16 protein-coding genes are annotated in these 18,620 nt (G+C 62.7%); 11 read left to right on the plus strand and 5 right to left on the minus strand.

Annotated features, from left to right (window positions below):
- Positions 1-47 precede the first annotated feature (47 nt).
- Positions 48-2,318, minus strand: coding sequence for an ATP-dependent Clp protease ATP-binding subunit ClpA (gene clpA, locus DMX12_RS02415; RefSeq protein ID WP_110676056.1), 2,271 nt, complete (start codon positions 2,316-2,318; stop codon positions 48-50).
- 30 nt (positions 2,319-2,348) lie between these two features.
- Positions 2,349-2,711, minus strand: a complete 363-nt coding sequence (gene clpS / locus DMX12_RS02420) for an ATP-dependent Clp protease adapter ClpS (RefSeq protein ID WP_009683116.1) — start codon at positions 2,709-2,711, stop codon at positions 2,349-2,351.
- A 230-nt stretch (positions 2,712-2,941) separates the two neighbouring features.
- Between clpS and cspD the strand changes: the two genes are divergently transcribed.
- Positions 2,942-3,202 (plus strand): cold shock domain-containing protein CspD, encoded by a 261-nt coding sequence (gene cspD, locus DMX12_RS02425; protein WP_110676058.1) that lies wholly within the window; start codon positions 2,942-2,944, stop codon positions 3,200-3,202.
- Between the two features lie 71 nt (positions 3,203-3,273).
- Here cspD and icd read toward each other — a convergent pair whose 3' ends face one another.
- Entirely contained in the window at positions 3,274-4,530 is a 1,257-nt protein-coding gene (gene icd, locus DMX12_RS02430; RefSeq protein WP_110676060.1) for an NADP-dependent isocitrate dehydrogenase, read from the minus strand.
- A 487-nt stretch (positions 4,531-5,017) separates the two neighbouring features.
- Between icd and DMX12_RS02435 the strand changes: the two genes are divergently transcribed.
- From DMX12_RS02435 to DMX12_RS02475, 9 genes are all read left to right on the plus strand, one after another.
- A complete protein-coding gene (locus tag DMX12_RS02435) occupies positions 5,018-7,243 on the plus strand; it encodes an NADP-dependent isocitrate dehydrogenase (RefSeq protein WP_110676062.1) in 2,226 nt (741 codons plus the stop codon).
- A 356-nt stretch (positions 7,244-7,599) separates the two neighbouring features.
- A complete protein-coding gene (locus DMX12_RS02440; RefSeq protein ID WP_009683120.1) occupies positions 7,600-8,040 on the plus strand; it encodes an NUDIX hydrolase in 441 nt (146 codons plus the stop codon).
- A 59-nt stretch (positions 8,041-8,099) separates the two neighbouring features.
- Positions 8,100-9,224 carry a tRNA 2-thiouridine(34) synthase MnmA gene (gene mnmA / locus DMX12_RS02445; RefSeq protein WP_029887826.1) on the plus strand — a complete coding sequence of 375 codons (1,125 nt, stop codon included), beginning with the start codon at positions 8,100-8,102 and terminating at the stop codon, positions 9,222-9,224.
- Positions 9,221-9,841, plus strand: a complete 621-nt coding sequence (gene hflD / locus DMX12_RS02450) for a high frequency lysogenization protein HflD (protein WP_110676064.1) — start codon at positions 9,221-9,223, stop codon at positions 9,839-9,841. The genes mnmA and hflD overlap by 4 nt, the downstream gene beginning before the upstream one ends.
- Before the next feature lie 140 nt (positions 9,842-9,981).
- On the plus strand, positions 9,982-11,352 hold the full coding sequence (gene purB, locus DMX12_RS02455; RefSeq protein WP_009683124.1) for an adenylosuccinate lyase: 1,371 nt from the start codon (positions 9,982-9,984) through the stop codon (positions 11,350-11,352).
- Positions 11,353-11,433: 81 nt separating this feature from the next.
- Complete coding sequence (locus DMX12_RS02460; protein ID WP_110676066.1) at positions 11,434-12,600, plus strand: cupin domain-containing protein; 1,167 nt, start codon at positions 11,434-11,436, stop codon at positions 12,598-12,600.
- Positions 12,593-13,021: a GNAT family N-acetyltransferase gene (locus DMX12_RS02465; RefSeq protein WP_009683126.1), complete on the plus strand. Its 429-nt coding sequence runs from the start codon at positions 12,593-12,595 to the stop codon at positions 13,019-13,021. Before DMX12_RS02460 ends, DMX12_RS02465 begins: the two co-directional genes overlap by 8 nt.
- 283 nt (positions 13,022-13,304) lie before the next feature.
- Positions 13,305-15,263, plus strand: coding sequence for a DNA topoisomerase III (locus DMX12_RS02470; RefSeq protein ID WP_110676068.1), 1,959 nt, complete (start codon positions 13,305-13,307; stop codon positions 15,261-15,263).
- A 161-nt stretch (positions 15,264-15,424) separates the two neighbouring features.
- Positions 15,425-16,204, plus strand: a complete 780-nt coding sequence (locus DMX12_RS02475; protein ID WP_110676070.1) for a TSUP family transporter — start codon at positions 15,425-15,427, stop codon at positions 16,202-16,204.
- Here DMX12_RS02475 and nudC read toward each other — a convergent pair.
- Together nudC and DMX12_RS02485 are read right to left on the minus strand one after the other, a co-directional pair.
- Positions 16,172-17,002, minus strand: coding sequence for an NAD(+) diphosphatase (nudC, locus tag DMX12_RS02480; protein WP_110676072.1), 831 nt, complete (start codon positions 17,000-17,002; stop codon positions 16,172-16,174). The two genes, DMX12_RS02475 and nudC, sit on opposite strands and share 33 nt — an antisense overlap.
- Positions 17,003-17,037: 35 nt before the next feature.
- Positions 17,038-17,850 (minus strand): crotonase/enoyl-CoA hydratase family protein, encoded by an 813-nt coding sequence (locus DMX12_RS02485; RefSeq protein ID WP_110676074.1) that lies wholly within the window; start codon positions 17,848-17,850, stop codon positions 17,038-17,040.
- A gap of 141 nt (positions 17,851-17,991) precedes the next feature.
- On the opposite strand from DMX12_RS02485, the gene DMX12_RS02490 reads away from it, so the two are divergent.
- Positions 17,992-18,537, plus strand: coding sequence for a lipocalin family protein (locus DMX12_RS02490; protein WP_054911522.1), 546 nt, complete (start codon positions 17,992-17,994; stop codon positions 18,535-18,537).
- The last annotated feature ends 83 nt before the right edge of the window (positions 18,538-18,620 follow it).

An 18,620-nucleotide genomic window follows, 5' to 3' on the forward strand; every position in this document is an offset into this window, starting at 1 on the left:
TTTTCATGCCTTCAAGTTTGTAAGGGGCTGCGTTGCAGCCCCATGTATCACGCTACTTCAGCCGTGGTCTCGAAGTCGAACACCAACTCGCCATCGCGCAAGTCGACGTGCACCACACCGCCATGCTGGGCCAACTCACCAAACAGGATCTCCTCGGCCAGCGGCCGCTTGATCTTGTCCTGAATCAACCGCGCCATCGGCCGCGCGCCCATCTGCGCGTCATACCCCGAGGCCGCCAGCCAGCCGCGGGCCTCGTCGCTGACCTCAAGCAGCACGCGCTTGTCTTCGAGCTGCGCCTGCAGTTCGATAAGGAACTTGTCGACGATGCTCTTGATGGTTTCGGTGCTCAGGCGGCCAAACTGGATGATGGTATCCAGGCGGTTGCGGAACTCTGGCGTAAAGCTCTTGCGGATCACTTCCATCGCATCGGACGCATGGTCCTGATGGGTGAAGCCGATCGAGGCCCGCGACGCGGTTTCCGCGCCGGCGTTGGTGGTCATGATCAGGATCACGTTACGGAAGTCGGCCTTGCGCCCGTTGTTGTCGGTAAGGGTACCGTGGTCCATCACCTGCAGCAGCAGGTTGAAGACTTCCGGGTGCGCCTTCTCGATTTCGTCGAGCAGCAACACGCAGTGCGGCTGCTTGGTAATCGCCTCGGTCAGCAGACCACCCTGGTCGAACCCGACATAGCCGGGCGGTGCACCGATCAAGCGCGAAACGGTATGGCGCTCCATGTACTCGGACATATCGAAGCGCACCAGCTCCACACCCAGCGCCTTGGCCAATTGCCGGGCCGCTTCGGTCTTGCCGACGCCGGTAGGGCCGGCAAACAGGAACGAACCCACTGGCTTGTCAGGTGCCTTGAGGCCGGCACGCGACAGCTTGATGGCCGTGGACAGCGAATCGATGGCCTGGTCCTGACCGAAAACGGTCAGCTTCAGGTCGCGCTCCAGGTTACGCAGCAGTTCCTTGTCGGAGCTGCTGACATGCTTCGGCGGAATTCGCGCAATCTTGGCGACGATATCCTCCACCTGCGGCACGTCGATGCGCTTGACGCGGCTGGCTTCCGGCTGCAGGCGCTGGTAGGCGCCAGCCTCGTCGATCACGTCGATGGCCTTGTCCGGCATGTGCCGGTCATTGATGTAGCGCGAGGCCAGCTCGGCGGCGGCGCGCAGGGCTTCGTCGCTGTACTCGATATTGTGGTGGCTTTCGAACCGCCCTTTCAGGCCGCGCAGGATGCCCACGGTGTCTTCAACCGAGGGTTCGCTGACATCTACCTTCTGGAAACGCCGCGCCAAGGCACGGTCCTTCTCGAAGATGCCACGGAATTCCTGGAAGGTCGTGGAGCCGATGCAGCGGATTTCACCCGAAGACAACAGCGGCTTGAGCAGGTTGGACGCATCCATTACCCCACCCGACGCCGCACCGGCACCGATGATGGTGTGGATCTCATCGATGAACAGAATGGCCTGCGGGCGCTTGCGCAGCTCGCCAAGCAGCGCCTTGAAGCGCTTCTCGAAGTCGCCGCGGTACTTGGTACCGGCCAGCAGCGCGCCCAGGTCGAGCGAGTACACCACGCTCTGTGCCAGCAGGTCAGGCACCTGGCCATCGACAATACGCTTGGCCAGCCCTTCGGCAATCGCCGTTTTGCCTACCCCGGCCTCACCCACCAGCAGCGGGTTGTTCTTGCGGCGGCGGGCAAGGATCTGCGCAACGCGCTCCACTTCCTGCTCGCGGCCTACCAGCGGGTCGATACGGCCAGCACGTGCCAGCTCGTTGAGGTTGCTGGCATAGGCGTCCAGCGGGTTGCTGGAAGAAGAGGTTTCACCGCCCTCTTCGTCCTGCATGTCCTGGTCGCTCTCGGATTGCGAGCCATGCCCCGGCACCTTGGAGATGCCGTGGGCGATGTAGTTGACTACATCGATGCGGGCCACGCTCTGCTGCTTGAGCAGGAACACGGCCTGGCTTTCCTGTTCGCTGAAGATCGCCACCAGTACGTTGGCGCCGGTCACTTCACGCTTGCCAGAGCTTTGTACGTGGAACACGGCGCGTTGCAGCACACGCTGGAAGCCCAGGGTTGGCTGGGTTTCCCTGTCTTCATCGTTGACAGGAATCAGCGGCGTGGTCGAATCGATGAACTCTTGCAGGTCGTGCTTGAGCTTGTCGAGATTGGCGCCACAGGCGCGCAGAACGGTCGCGGCAGCCTCATTGTCCAGGAGTGCCAGCAGCAGATGTTCGACGGTCATGAATTCATGACGCTTCGAACGGGCCTCCTTGAAGGCAAGATTGAGGGTGACTTCGAGCTCGCGGTTTAACATAGCTTCACCTCATACCCAAGTGGTCGGCGATTAACCGTCCTTCTCGATTTCACAGAGTAGCGGATGCTGGCTTTCCCTGGCGTATTGGTTGACCTGCATAGCCTTCGTTTCGGCGATGTCACGGGTAAACAATCCGCACACTGCCCGCCCCTCGGTATGGACGGTCAGCATGATCTTGGTCGCCAGCTCGCGGTTCAGACTGAAGAACGTCTCGAGCACTTCGACGACGAAATCCATCGGTGTGTAGTCATCGTTGAACAAAACCACCTTGTACATCGGTGGCGCCTGCAGGATCGGCTTGGCTTCCTGAACCGCCAGACCGGAGCCATCGTCCTCATTCGATTGAGGACGATCCTGATTGAATGTTAGTCGAATCTGGCTGTGTGCATGCATGGAAAGAATTTCATCACATCGACAGGTTAAGGTTGTGGGTTGACCCTGCGAACGGCCATTGGTGCAGCCGCTGCATGACCTTGACTATCGGCAAAACGGTGTTACAACCAATAGGAACCCACCGTGGTCGATAAAGATCCGCGCAGTCAACCAGATTTTTTCGCAAGGTTCGTATGCGGATGAAGTGGATGATACTCCAGTGATGGAGTCCTTTGCAGAGGGACATAGGGATGGCAAGCGGTAAAGTCAAGTGGTTCAACAATGCCAAGGGCTATGGATTCGTCAATGAAGAGGGCAAGGACGACGACTTGTTCGCTCATTATTCAGCCATCCAGATGGACGGGTACAAGACGCTCAAGGCCGGCCAGGCCGTGACCTTCGATGTCATCCAAGGCCCGAAAGGTTTTCATGCCGTCAACATCAGAAGTGCATCCGCGGCTGCGCCCGCGCCGGCCAGTGCACAGCCCGTGGGCAGCACGGCCGACGCCTGACCGACTGCCCTGCCAGCGGTAAACGAAAAGAAAGGCCGCTTCTTTACCAGAAGCGGCCGTTTCACATTCGCTTACATATGTTTGATCATGGCGTCGCCGAAGCCCGAACTTCCCACCAGCGTGGCACCGTCCATCAGGCGCTCGAAGTCGTAAGTCACGGTCTTGGCCGCAATCGCGCCATTGGTGCCTTTGATGATCAGGTCGGCGGCCTCGGTCCAGCCCATGTGGCGCAGCATCATTTCTGCCGAAAGAATCACCGAACCCGGGTTGACCTTGTCCTGCCCGGCATACTTGGGCGCCGTGCCGTGGGTAGCCTCGAACATGGCCACGGTGTCGGACAGGTTGGCCCCGGGGGCTATACCGATGCCGCCCACCTCCGCCGCCAGGGCGTCAGACAAATAGTCGCCGTTGAGGTTGAGCGTGGCGATCACATCGTACTCGGCCGGGCGTAGCAGGATCTGCTGGAGCATGGCATCGGCAATGGCGTCCTTGACGATGACTTCGCGGCCGGTCTTGGGGTTGTTGAACTTCATCCACGGCCCGCCGTCGAGCAACTCGGCACCGAACTCGTCACGCGCCACTTCGTAGCCCCAGTCCTTGAAGGCACCTTCGGTGAACTTCATGATGTTGCCCTTGTGCACCAGCGTCAGCGACTCGCGGTCGTTATCCACCACATATTGCAGGGCTTTGCGTACCAGACGCTTGGTCCCTTCGCGGGAAACCGGCTTGATCCCAATGCCGCAGTCCTGGTCGAAACGGATCTTGGTAACGCCCATTTCCTCCTTGAGGAACTTGATCACCTTGTCAGCTTCCGGCGAACCGGCCTTCCATTCGATGCCGGCATAGATGTCTTCGGAGTTCTCCCGGAAGATCACCATGTCGACATCCCCCGGTTTTTTAACCGGGCTTGGCACACCCTGGAACCACAGCACAGGGCGCAGGCACACATACAGGTCCAACTGCTGGCGCAAAGCCACGTTCAGCGAACGGATGCCGCCACCCACCGGGGTGGTCAGCGGGCCCTTGATCGACACCACATAGTCACGCACGGCGTCGAGGGTTTCCTGCGGCAGCCAGGTGTCCTGGTCGTAGACGTGGGTGGCCTTTTCGCCGGCGTACACCTCCATCCAGGCGATCTTGCGCTTGCCGCCATAGGCTTTCTGCACAGCGGCATCGACCACCTTGATCATCACCGGTGAGACGTCAACGCCGATCCCGTCGCCTTCGATGTAGGGAATGATCGGCTGGTCGGGCACGTTGAGCGAATGGTCTGCATTGACGGTGATCTTGGCGCCGCCGGTCGGAACCTTGATTTTCTGGTATGCCATGCTTGCACTACTCCGCTATCGGGTGTGGGTTGGACATCAAGCGTAGCAATGAGCCTAAACCACATCTGCCGACCTGCAAGCTGACGGCGTAGGCGCGGGCGCGCCTGCGCAGAACACCCCGCCAGCGCTGCGGCATTACGCCACATTGCCCCTCAGTCTTTGGTCTTATAAATGGGCCGATATCACTTGGCCTTGCTGATTAGGCCAAATGGTTTGGTATACTCCGCCGCGACCGTTGGGTCATCGGGGCGAATCCCAGGAAAATGCGGACCGCCCTGGGCCGTGATCGGCCGAAAAGCCGGGCCTTTTCCGCCTGGCTGCCAAAGCCTGGGCTGTTACCGCAGTTCAGCACTTGACGCTCGACTGATGCATCCACCATCACCGCTCGCAGCTTCTCGACTTTCCGCTCATGGCTTGCCAGGGCGATGCGCCTTACCCTGCGCACCACGAGACTCGAGCACGCTCAGCACACAGAGAGTTAACCCGCATGCCCACCCGTTCCAAGATCATCTATACCTTCACCGACGAAGCCCCTGCCCTCGCCACCTACTCGCTGCTGCCGATCATCGAAGCGTTCACCGCTTCGGCTGACATCGCTGTCGAAACTCGCGACATCTCCCTGGCTGGCCGTATCCTTGCCGCCTTCCCGGAGCAACTGGGCGCAGAGAAGCAAGTAGGCGATCACCTGGCGGAACTGGGCCAGCTGGCTACCACCCCTGAAGCCAACATCATCAAGCTGCCGAACATCAGCGCCTCGGTACCGCAGCTCAAAGCCGCGATCAAGGAGCTGCAAGGCAAGGGCTACAACATCCCTGACTACGCCGACGAGCCGGCCACCGAGCAAGAGAAAGAATCCCGCGCCCGCTACGACCGCATCAAAGGTTCGGCCGTGAACCCGGTCCTGCGTGAAGGCAACTCCGACCGCCGCGCACCGCTGTCGGTCAAGAACTACGCGCGCAAGCACCCGCACAAGATGGGCGCCTGGGCCGCCGACTCCAAGTCGCACGTCGCGCACATGACCCAAGGCGACTTCTACGGCAGCGAAAAAGCTGCACTGATCGAAGCTGACGACAGCGTACGTATCGAACTGGTCGGCAAAGACGGCAGCACCACCGTGCTGAAGGAAAAGACCGCGGTCAAGGCTGCCGAAGTCATCGACTGCGCAACCATGAGCCGCAAGGCCCTGAAGGCCTTCATCGCCGAGCAGATCGCCGATGCCAAGGCCACCGGCGTGCTGCTGTCGGTACACCTGAAAGCCACCATGATGAAGGTCTCCGACCCGATCATGTTCGGCGTCATCGTCGAAGAGTTCTACAACGACGTGCTGGCCAAGCACGCCGCCGCCCTGGCCGAAGTCGGCTTCAACGCCAACAACGGCATCGGCGACCTGTACGCCCGCATCAAGGACCTGCCAGCTGACAAGCAGGCCGAGATCGAAGCCGATATCCAGGCCCTGTACGCCCAGCGCCCGGCCCTGGCCATGGTCAACTCCGACAAGGGCATCACCAACCTGCACGTACCGAGCGACGTGATCGTCGACGCCTCGATGCCGGCCATGATCCGTGACTCGGGCAAGATGTGGAACACCGCTGGCGAACTGCAAGACGCCAAGGCAGTGATCCCGGACCGTTGCTACGCCGGCATCTACCAGGCCACCATCGAAGACTGCAAGGCCAACGGCGCCTTCGACCCGACCACCATGGGCAGCGTGCCGAACGTTGGCCTGATGGCGCAGAAAGCCGAAGAGTACGGCTCCCACGACAAGACCTTCCAGGTCAAGGCCGACGGCGTGGTTCGCGTGGTCGACAGCAAGGGCAACGTGGTTCTGGAGCAGAACGTCGAGGCCGGTGACATCTTCCGCATGTGCCAGACCAAGGACGCGCCGATCCAGGACTGGGTCAAGCTGGCCGTCAACCGTGCCCGCCTCAGCGACACCCCAGCGGTGTTCTGGCTGGACCCGGCACGCGCCCACGACGGCGTGATGATCGAGAAAGTGCAAAAGTACCTGAAGGATCACGACACCACCGGCCTGGACATTCGTGTCATGGCCCCGGTCGACGCCATCAAGTTCTCCCTGGCCCGCATTCGCGAAGGCAAGGACACCATCTCGGTTACCGGTAACGTACTGCGCGACTACCTGACCGACCTGTTCCCGATCATGGAACTGGGCACCAGCGCCAAGATGCTGTCGATCGTGCCGCTGATGAGTGGCGGCGGCCTGTTCGAAACCGGCGCCGGCGGCTCGGCACCCAAGCACGTGCAGCAGCTGGTCGAAGAAAACTTCCTGCGTTGGGACTCGCTGGGTGAATTCCTGGCCCTGGCCGCTTCCCTGGAGCACCTGGGCAACACCTACGACAACCCGCGCGCCAAGGTTCTGGCCAGCACCCTGGACCAGGCAACCGGCAAGTTCCTCGACACCAACAAGTCGCCATCGCGCAAAGTTGGCGGTATCGACAACCGCGGCAGCCACTTCTACCTGACCCTGTACTGGGCCCAGGCCCTGGCTGCACAGAGCGACGACGCCGCCCTGCAGGCACGCTTCGCCCCACTGGCCAAGACCCTGACCGAGAACGAGGAGACCATCGTCGCCGAGCTCAACGCCGTTCAGGGCAAGCCAGCCGACATCGGTGGCTACTACGCCCCGGACGCCGAGCTGACCGCCAAGGTGATGCGCCCAAGCCAGACCCTGAACAGCGCCATCGCCGCCCTGTAAGGTCCGCTTGACGTAACAGCACAAACCCCGGCCACGCACCGGGGTTTGTGCTTTTTCAGCTGCAAGCTGCAAGCTACAAGCTACAAGCTACAAGCTACAAGCTACAAGCCACAAGCCACAAGCCACAAGCCACAAGCCACAAGCTACAAGCTACAAGCTACAAGCTACAAGCTACAAGCTACAAGCTACAAGCTACAAGCTACAAGCTACAAGCCGAAGCGGTACGCGGATTGCTTCAACTTGCTACTTGCCACTTGCCACTTGCCACTTGCCACTTGCTACTTGCTACTTGCCACTTGCCACTTGCCACTTGCCACTTGCCACTTGCCACTTGCTACTTAGGGAGAGAATCGACCGTGTCATGGCAACCCCACATCACCGTCGCCACCATCATCGAGCAGGACGGCAAATTCCTGTTCGTCGAGGAATTCAAAGCCAACCGGCACGTCTTCAACCAGCCCGCCGGGCACCTGGAAGCCAACGAGACCCTGCCCCAGGCCGCCCTGCGCGAAACCCTGGAAGAAACCGCCTGGGAAGTCGAGCTCACCGGCGTGGTCGGCATCTACCTGTACACTGCGCCCAGCAACGGCGTGACCTACCAGCGCATCTGCTTTGCCGCCCGCCCCGTGCGCCACCATGCCGACCTGGCCCTAGACAGCGACATCGTCCGCGCTGTCTGGCTGACCCGCGAAGAGCTGCTGGCCGACCCCACCCGCTGGCGCAGCGAGCTGGTGCCGCGCTGCCTGGACGACTACCTTGCAGGCCCGCTGCACAGCCTTGCGCTGCTGCGCGACTGACGTAGCGCCGCGGCTTTGATAGAATCGGCGTTTTTCCCCCTTGATACACACCGGTACCCATGACCAGCCCAGCACTCAAAGACCCCGCCAAGACCCGCGTCATCGTCGGCATGTCCGGCGGCGTGGACTCTTCCGTCTCCGCCCTTCTGCTCATCGAGCAGGGCTACCAGGTGGAAGGGCTGTTCATGAAGAACTGGGAAGAAGACGACGGCACCGAATACTGCACCGCCCGTGAAGACCTGGCCGACGCCCAGGCCGTGTGCGACCGCATCGGTATCAAGCTGCACACCGCCAACTTCGCCGCCGAGTACTGGGACAACGTGTTCGAGCACTTCCTCGAAGAGTACAAGGCCGGCCGCACGCCCAACCCGGACATCCTCTGCAACCGCGAAATCAAGTTCAAGGCGTTCCTCGACTACGCCCTGTCGCTGGGTGCAGACCTGATTGCCACCGGCCACTATGTACGCCGCCGCGACACCGGCGCCGTTACCGAACTGCTTAAAGGCCTGGACCCGAACAAGGACCAGAGCTATTTCCTGCACGCCGTTGGCGGCAAGGAAATCGCCCGCACGCTGTTCCCGGTGGGCGAACTGGAAAAACCCGAGGTCCGCGCCATTGCCGAAAAACACGGCCTGGCCACCGCCAAGAAAAAGGACTCCACCGGCATCTGCTTCATTGGTGAACGCCGCTTCAGCGACTTCCTCAAGCAGTACCTGCCCGCCCAGCCAGGCAACATCGAAACCACCGAAGGCGAGGTGATCGGCCGCCACCATGGCCTGATGTACCACACCATCGGCCAGCGCCAGGGCCTGGGTATCGGCGGCCTGAAGGACGCCGGTGACGAGCCCTGGTACGTGCTGCACAAAGACCTGACCCGCAACGTGCTGGTGGTTGGCCAGGGCAACGAACACCCATGGTTGTTCTCCCGCGCCCTGCTCGCGTCGGAAATCTTCTGGGTCAACCCGGTGGACCTGAGCAGCCCGCGCCAGCTCACCGCCAAGGTACGCTACCGGCAGAGCGACCAGCGCTGCACCCTGGCGCTGACCGATGGCGGCTACCGCGCCGTGTTCGACGAGCCCCAGCGCGCCGTGACGCCGGGCCAGTCGGTGGTGTTCTATGATGGCGAGGTGTGCCTGGGTGGTGGCGTGATCGAGGCGGCCGAGCCGTGGAGCCCGCGGGCATGAGCACACTGCGCGAGCAATTGATTGCCCTGGGCGGCGTCTTCCAGGCAGCCGTACTGGTTGACCGCATCGCCCGCACCGGCCAGGCCAGCGAGGCCAACATCGGCTGCATGCTGGGCAGCTTGCTGGTACGCGACCCCAAAGACACCCTGGAAGTGTTCGGCGGCGACGACCTGAACCTGCGCGATGGCTATCGCGCGCTGGTCGGCGCCCTGGAGCGCGACCCCAGCAGCCTGCAGCGCGAGCCCCTGCGCTACGCCCTGTCGATGCTGGGCCTGGAGCGCCAGCTGAACAAGCGCGGCGACATGCTCGACACCATCGGCAACCGCTTGCCACAAATCCAGTCGCAGGCCGATCACTTCGGCCTGGTCCACGAAAATGTCATCGCTTCCAGCGGAGCCTTGTACCAGGACACCCTGAGCACCCTGCGCCAGCGCATCCAGGTACACGGCGACATGCGCTTCCTGCAGCAAGCCAGCAACGCCTCGAAAATCCGCGCCCTGTTGCTCGCCGGCATCCGCGCCGCGCGCCTGTGGCGCCAGCTGGGCGGGCACCGCTGGCAACTGGTGTTCAGCCGGCGCAAACTGCTGAACGAGCTGTACGACATGATGCGAGGGTGAGCTGCAAGCTCTAAGCTACAAGCAGCAAGCAGAAGCAGCACGTCGGCTTTTACTTGCTACTTGCAGCTTGAAGCTCGCCGCCTGCCTTTTTCATGTATGATATGCGCCCTTCCAAAAGCCTGACTGTCCGAGAACACCCCATGCAGCTTTCTTCGCTCACTGCGGTTTCCCCTGTAGACGGCCGTTATGCCGGCAAAACCCAGGCCTTGCGCCCCATCTTCAGCGAATTCGGCCTGATCCGTTTCCGCGCCCTGGTCGAAGTGCGCTGGTTGCAGCGCCTGGCCGCCCACCCGCAAATTGGCGAAGTGCCGGCGTTCTCCGCCGAGGCCAACGCCCTGCTGGACACCCTGGCCAGCGATTTCAAGCTTGAGCACGCCGAGCGCGTCAAGGAAATCGAGCGCACCACCAACCACGACGTCAAGGCGATCGAATACCTGCTCAAGGAGCAGGCCGCCCAGTTGCCTGAGTTGGCCAAGGTCAGCGAGTTCATCCACTTCGCCTGCACCAGCGAGGACATCAACAACCTGTCCCACGCCCTGATGCTGCGTGCTGGCCGTGACGACGTGCTGCTGCCGCTGATGCGCCAGATCGCCGAGGCCATTCGTGCCCTGGCCCACGCTCACGCCGACGTGCCGATGCTGTCGCGCACCCACGGCCAGCCGGCTTCGCCGACCACCCTGGGCAAGGAACTGGCCAACGTCGTGTACCGCCTGGAGCGCCAGATCGCCCAGGTTGCCGCCGTACCGCTGCTGGGCAAGATCAACGGCGCCGTGGGCAACTACAACGCCCACCTGTCGGCCTACTCGCAGATCGACTGGGAAGCCAACGCCCGTGCCTTCATCGAAGACGAGCTGGGCCTGCAGTTCAACCCGTACACCACCCAGATCGAACCGCACGACTACATCGCCGAACTGTTCGACGCCATCGCCCGCTTCAACACCATCCTGATCGACTTCGACCGTGACGTATGGGGTTACATTTCGCTGGGCTACTTCAAGCAGAAGACCGTCGCCGGCGAAATCGGCTCTTCGACCATGCCGCACAAGGTCAACCCGATCGACTTCGAAAACTCCGAAGGCAACCTGGGTATCGCCAACGCCCTGTTCCAGCACCTGGCCAGCAAACTGCCAATCTCGCGCTGGCAGCGTGACCTGACCGACTCCACCGTGCTGCGCAACCTGGGCGTGGGCTTCGCCCACAGCGTCATTGCCTACGAAGCCAGCCTCAAAGGCATCGGCAAGCTGGAAGTGAACGAAGCCCGCATCGCCGCCGACCTGGACGCCTGCTGGGAAGTGCTGGCCGAACCGATCCAGACCGTGATGCGCCGCTTCAACATCGAAAACCCCTACGAAAAGCTCAAAGAGCTGACCCGTGGCAAGGGCATCACCCCACAAGCGCTGCTGACCTTCATCGACGGCCTGGACATGCCAGCCGAAGCCAAGGCCGAGCTCAAGCTGCTGACCCCTGCTACCTACATCGGTAACGCGGCAGCCCAGGCCAAACGCGTCTAAGCGGACCGCCGCATACAACGCCCGGCCTGGCCGGGCGTTTTTATTCCCGTACGAAAATTACGTTTTTTCAATAGGTTGAACATGAATCCTGATACTCCACTGCAGCTGCTCGGCGGCATCTCGGCCCGCGAATTCATGCGCGACTACTGGCAGAAAAAGCCGCTGCTGGTGCGCCAGGCCTTCCCGGACTTCATCAGCCCGATCGACCCCGACGAGCTGGCTGGCCTGGCCCTGGAGGAAGAAGTCGAGTCGCGTATCGTGCTGGAACATGGCGCCCACCCGTGGGAACTGCGCCGTGGCCCGTTCACCGAAGACACCTTCGCCGAGCTGCCGGAAAAAGACTGGACCCTGCTGGTACAGGCCGTAGACCAGTTCGTTCCGGAAGTCGCCGAGCTGCTGGAGAACTTCCGCTTCCTGCCCAGCTGGCGCATCGATGATGTGATGATCAGCTTCGCTGCCCCTGGTGGCAGCGTTGGCCCGCACTTCGACAACTACGACGTGTTCCTGTTGCAGGGCCACGGCCAGCGCAACTGGAAGGTCGGCCAGATGTGCAGCAGCGACAGTGCGCTGCTGGAGCATGCCGACCTGCGTATCCTGGCCGAGTTCGAGCAGGGCGAAGAATGGACCCTGGAGCCAGGTGACATGCTGTACCTGCCACCACGCCTGGCCCACTACGGCGTTGCCGTGGACGAGTGCCTGACCTACTCGGTTGGCTTCCGTGCCCCTAGCGCCGCCGAAGTACTCACCCACTTCACCGACTTCCTCGGCCAGTTCCTGCCCGACGAAGAACGCTACAGCGACGCCGACGCCCAGCCTGCCAGCGACCCGCACCAGATCCAGCATGACGCCCTCGACCGCCTCAAGGCGCTGCTCGACAAGCACATGAACGACAAGGACCTGCTGCTGACCTGGTTTGGCCAGTTCATGACCGAACCGCGTTACCCCGAACAGATCGTCGGTGAAGAGCTGAGCGAAGAGGAACTGGTCGATGCGCTGGAGCAAGGCGCCATCCTGATCCGCAACCCGAGTGCCCGCCTGGCCTGGTCGGAATTCGAAGACGACCTGCTGCTGTTCGCCAGCGGCCGCAGCTGCCCACTGCCTGGCAAGCTGCGCGAGCTGCTGAAACTGGTGTGCGCGGCCGACGCCCTGCACATCGACAACATCGGCGAATGGCTGCAGGATGAAGATGGCCTTATGCTGGTACAGCAGCTGGTCAAACAAGGAAGCCTGGGATTCGCCAATGAATAAGATTCGTGTGCGCCTCGCCGACTGGCACAAGGACAACGCCGACATCCGCCGTATCCGTGAAGCGGTGTTCATCGCCGAACAGCACGTGCCGCCTGAGCTGGAATGGGACTCGGAAGATCCGACCGCCGTACACTTCCTGGCCTTGGAAGGGGACTATCCGATCGGCACCGCCCGCCTGCTGCCCGATGGCACCATCGGCCGGGTTTCGGTATTGAAGGACTGGCGCGGGCTGAAGGTGGGTGACGCACTGATGAATGCGGTGATCGTCGAAGCGCAGAACCGTGACCTGAAGCAGCAGATGCTCAGCGCCCAGGTCCACGCCACGCCGTTCTACGAGCGGCTGGGCTTTCGCGTAGTCAGCGAAGAGTTCCTCGAAGCCGGCATCCCGCACGTAGACATGGTGCGCGACTCGCGCCCCTGACTCCCAGTTGTGGGAGCGGCCTTTGTGGGAGCGGCCTAGTGGGAGCGGCCTTGTGTCGCGAAAGGGCCGCAAAGCGGCCCCACGCTTCTACTCCGTGGCTGATATTACTGGGGCTGCTATGCAGCCCTTTCCCCCGTGCGGCGCCCCACCAAGGCCGCTCCCACAGGGATCGTGAAAATTTCAAGCACCAAGAAACCTGTACATCCATCCAGATAAAACTTGCCTCCGCGCCCCTGGTTGCGCATCCTAGTGCTCATCATTCCCCGATGAAGCGTTCCCGGCCATGCGCCTGTTCCTCTGCGAAAAACCCTCCCAGGCAAAAGACATCGCCAAAGTGCTCGGCGCCACCCGCAAGGGCGACGGCTGCTGGCAAGGCACCGGCGTCTGCGTCACCTGGTGCATCGGCCACCTGCTGGAAACCGCCCCGCCCGACAGCTACGACGAACGCTACAAGCGCTGGAACCTGGCCGACCTGCCGATCATTCCTGACAAGTGGAAAATGCTGGTCAAACCCAAGACCGCCAGCCAGTTCAAGGCGGTTAAGCGCCTGCTTGGCGAAGCGCGCGAGCTGGTAATTGCCACCGACGCCGACCGTGAAGGGGAAATGATCGCCCGTGAGCTGGTCGAGCATTGTCGCTACCGTGGCCCGGTGCAGCGCCTGTGGCTGTCGGCGCTGGACGACGCCTCCATCCGCAAGGCCCTGGCGCGCCTGCTGCCCGGCCACGAAACCTTCAACCTGTACCACTCGGCGCTGGGCCGTTCCCGCGCCGACTGGCTGATCGGTATGAACATGAGCCGGCTGTTCACCCTGCTGGGCCGGCAATCCGGCTACCAGGGCGTGCTGCCCGTGGGCCGGGTGCAAACGCCCACCTTGCGCCTGGTGGTTGACCGCGACCGCAGCATCGCGAACTTCGTGCCGGTGCCGTTCTGGGCTATCGACGTGCAGCTGGAACACGCCGGCCAGGGGTTCAACGCGCAATGGCGGGCGCCGGAAGACGCCTGTGACGACCAGGGGCGCTGCCTGAACCAGGCACTGGCGCAACGAGCGGCTGCCGATATCGGCCAGGCCGCCACTGCAAGGGCCATGAAGGTGGCCACCGAGCGCGTGCGCGAAGCAGCGCCATTGCCCTTTGACCTCGGTACCCTGCAAGAGCTGTGCTCGAAAAAATTCGGCCTCGGCGCCCAGGAAACCCTCGACATTGCCCAGGCGCTGTACGAAACCCACAAGCTGATCACCTACCCGCGCAGCGACTGTGGCTATCTGCCGCAAAGCCAGCACGCCGAGGCAGCAGCCATCCTCGCCGCCCTGCAACGGGCCGATGCCAGCCTGGCGCCCCTGCAGCCCTACCTCGAGCCGCAACGCCGCTCGCGGGCCTGGAACGACGCCAAGGTCAGTGCCCACCACGGCATCATCCCCACTGCCGCTGCCAGCGACCCGGCGCGCCTGCCAGCCAAGTACAAGGCGGTGTACACCCTGATCCGCGCCCGCTACCTGGCGCAGTTCCTGCCCAACCACGAGTTCGACCGCACCCAGGCCGACTTCGACTGCGCGGGCCATGCCCTGCGCGCGGTGGGCAAGCAGATCGTCGAACCGGGCTGGCGCCGCGCGCTACCCGAGGCGCTGACCCCAACCAAAGGCCGTGAGGCACCACCCGCCCAAGTACTGCCAATGCTGCGCGAAGGCCAGGACTGCAACGTGCAGGGCTTGCAGCTGAAAGACCTATGGACCCAGCCGCCCAAGCCGTTTACCGAAGGCGACCTGATCAAGGCGATGAAGAACGTGGCCAAGCTGGTCGACGACCCACGGCTGAAACAGAAGCTCAAGGAAACCACCGGTATCGGCACCGAAGCCACCCGCGCCAGCATCATCCAAGGCCTGCTCGATCGCGGTTATCTGGTGAAGAACGGCAAGGCACTGTCGGCCACGCCAGCAGCGTTCAGCCTGATCGATGCCGTACCGCGCGCCATCGCTGATCCGGGCACCACGGCCATCTGGGAGCAGGCGCTGGACATGGTGCAGAGCGGCGAGATGAGCCTGGAAGAGTTCGTCGCCCGGCAGTCGGCATGGATGGGCAAGCTGGTAGAACGTTGCCAGGGTATGCGCATGACCATCAGCGGGCCTGCAGCCGGGGCGGCACCGCCGTGGAAAAAGAAGCGCCGGGGTGGCGGGAGAAGCAAAGCGGCCGGGGGCAAAGCAGCGGCTGGCAAGCCAAGGCAGCCGCGGAAAAAAGCGGCAACCTGAATGTTTGCAGTGTCAGTACCGGCCCGTTTTGTCCGAGGTTGGTCCCAATCAATCACCTCCCGCACAAGCAGGCTGACACTGACAACCTAAGGGACGAGGGCTTATCATGCCCGTTTATCTGTCCATTTGCCGCACCCCGGCCTTTCAGCTTGAAGCCTCCCATGCCCTTCGAACTCACCGTAGAACCCCTCACCCTGCTGATTCTGGCCCTGGTCGCCTTCGTCGCCGGTTTCATCGATGCCATCGCCGGTGGCGGCGGCCTGCTCACCACCCCGGCGCTGCTCACCGCCGGCATGCCGCCACACCTGGTGCTGGGCACCAACAAGCTCAGCTCCACCTTCGGCTCGGCCACCGCCAGCTTCACCTACTACAAGCGCAAGCTGTTCCACCCGGCGCAGTGGCGGCCGGCGCTGTTGGCCACCCTGGTCGGGGCATTGATCGGCGCCGTAGTGGCCCACTACATGCCAGCCGAATGGCTGAACAAGATGCTGCCGGTCATCGTCTTCGCCTGTGGCGTGTACCTGCTGTTCGGCGGCACGCCCAAGGCACCGCTGGACGTCGATGCCCCGATCAGAAAAAAATGGCAGGCGCCGCAGGGCTTTACCCTGGGTTTCTATGACGGCGTGGCCGGCCCCGGCACCGGGGCGTTCTGGACGGTCAGCACCCTGCTGCTGTACCCCATCGACCTGGTTCGCGCCAGCGGCGTGGCGCGCAGCATGAACTTCGTCAGCAACATCGCGGCGCTGACGGTGTTCATCATTTCCGGGCAGGTCGACTACATCGTCGGCCTGTGCATGGGCTTGTCGGTGATGGTCGGCGCCTTCTTTGGCGCACGCACGGCGATCAGCGGCGGCAGCAAGTTCATCCGCCCGGTGTTCATCACCGTGGTGCTGGCGTTGACCGTGCGCCTAGCGTGGCAGCACTGGTTCGGGCAGGCCTAAGCGGCGAGCGACATAGAGGTCGATCAGGTAGCGCGCAATAGAGCGCCCAGCCGGCAGCGGCGGCAGGTCGTGCACGCTGAACCACTGGGCGTCCTCGATCTCGTCCGGCTGCATGACGATCTCGCCACCCGCGTATTCGGCATGGAAGCCCAGCATCATCGAGTGCGGGAACGGCCAGCACTGGCTGCCGACGTACTGGATGTTCTGCACCTCTACCGCCACTTCTTCACGCACTTCGCGCACCAGGCAGTCCTCGGCCGACTCGCCCGGCTCGGCAAAGCCTGCCAGGGTGCTGTACACCCCCGTGACGAAGCGCGGCGAGCGTGCCAGCAGGATTTCGTCGCCACGGGTCACCAGCACGATCATGCTCGGCGAAATACGCGGGTAGCTGCGCAGGTCGCAAGGCTGGCAGTACATCGCGCGCTCCCAGCGGATTTGTGTCATCGCCTGCCCGCAACTGCCGCAGAAACGGTGCTCGCGAGCCCAGGTGCCGATCTGTGCGGCATAACCCAGAACCATGTAGGTGTCGAAGTCACCCTCCAGCATGAACGCCCGCAGGCCGCGCCAGTTGCAACCGGGCACGTCGCTGGCAGCGCGCAGTTCCAGCAGGAACACAGGCTGGCCGTCGAAGTGGCCAATGCCGTGTTCGCACAGCACATCCAGGCCCTGGCGCTTGAGCCAGTCACGAGGGAACAGCGCGCCGTTGGCGTCGTGCAGAAACCCTTCCGGGCTGCGCGCCACGGCCAGCCCGCCGGTGATCTGAGGGTCGAGTACTGCGGTAGTCCAGCGTGCTGACATCTCGGGTTTCCTTTACTGCGCGTGCGCCGGCCCGATCAGTCGGCGAACGTCGGTTTCTGTTTGCTCATGTGCGCGGCCACAGCCACGCGCAGGTCTTCGGACTGCAGCATCGCGGCGTTCCACGTGGCGATGTAGTCCAGGCCATCGTCGATGCGGTGGTCGCGCATGTAGCTGAGCATTTCCTTGGTGCCCGCCACCGCGATCGGCGATTTTGCAGCAATCTGGCGGGCGATGGCAAAAACCCCGTCCAGCAGCGCGGCGTGGTCATCATAGACCCGGTTCACCAGGCCGATGCGCAGCGCCTCGTCCGCCGCGACATTGCGCCCGGTGAACGCCAGCTCACGCATCATGCCGTCGCCGATGATACGTGGCAAACGTTGCAGCGTGCCGACATCGGCGGCCATGCCCATGTCGATTTCCTTGATCGAGAATTGCGCGTCACTGCTGCAGTAACGCATGTCACAGGCCGAGATCAGGTCGATGGCGCCACCGATGCAATAGCCCTGCACCGCGGCCAGTACCGGTTTGCGGCAGCTGTCCACGGCGGTGAACGAGGCTTGCAGGCGCTGTATGGTCTTGCGCAGGAAGCGCGCATTGCGGCCCACGTCCTTGCCCATCTCCCCGGCCAGCGAGGCCAGCATCATCAGGTCGATACCGGCCGAGAAGTGCTTGCCGGCACCACTGATGACCACCGCACGCACGGCGTAGGTGTCGTCGATCCACTGGAAGATATCGACGATCTCTTCCCAGAAGGCCGCGTTCATCGCGTTGACCTTCTCCGGGCGGTTGATCTGAACGTGGGCGATGCTATCGGTCAGCTCGACCTTGAATGCGGTGTATTCGGTCACGAACGGAACTCCTAGGGTTGGATGGTTCACCATCGTGGATGGTAACCCAGCTGGAGCAGACAATGGTTTGCGCATACAACTTTTGCCCCGCCGCGGGATCGAACCCCAGGTAAGCACTCATCCGTTTCAAGGAGATCAACCATGGCGCTACGCACCACGCTGCTGCTTTCCTGCATGACCCTTGCCTTGCTCGGCTGCGCCGGCAACGACCACCCTGCACCGCCGCGCACCCAGCAGGTGGACCTGCAACGCTACCAGGGCACCTGGTACGAACTGGCGCGGCTGCCGATGTTCTTCCAGCGTAATTGCGTACAGTCCGAGGCTCATTATGGGCTACGCGCCGATGGCCGTATCGACGTGACCAACCGCTGCAAGGAAAAGGACGGTGAGGTGAACGAAGCCAAAGGCATCGCTGAAGCCCAGCAGCCGGGCAGGACTGACAAATTGTGGGTACGCTTCGACAACTGGTTCAGCCGCCTGGCCCCTGGCCTGACCAAGGGTGAGTACTGGGTGCTGTACCACGACAAGGATTACCGCGTGGCACTGGTCGGCCACCCCAACCGTGAGTACCTGTGGCTGCTGTCGCGCACCCCTGCGGTCACCGACCAGCAGCGCGAACAGTTGCTGAACATTGCCCGCGAGCAAGGCTACGACACCAGCAAGCTGGTCTGGCGGCAGGCTGACTAGCGGGCAATCGACGGCCTCCGGCAATCCGGCTAAGGTGTGCGGCGTTGTTCGTCTCGAAGGAACGAGGCCCTGCGTATTGCGCG

Origin of the sequence: Pseudomonas sp. MB-090624 (assembly GCF_003205245.1) — a bacterium.
Classification (GTDB): Bacteria; Pseudomonadota; Gammaproteobacteria; order Pseudomonadales; family Pseudomonadaceae; genus Aquipseudomonas; species Aquipseudomonas juntendi.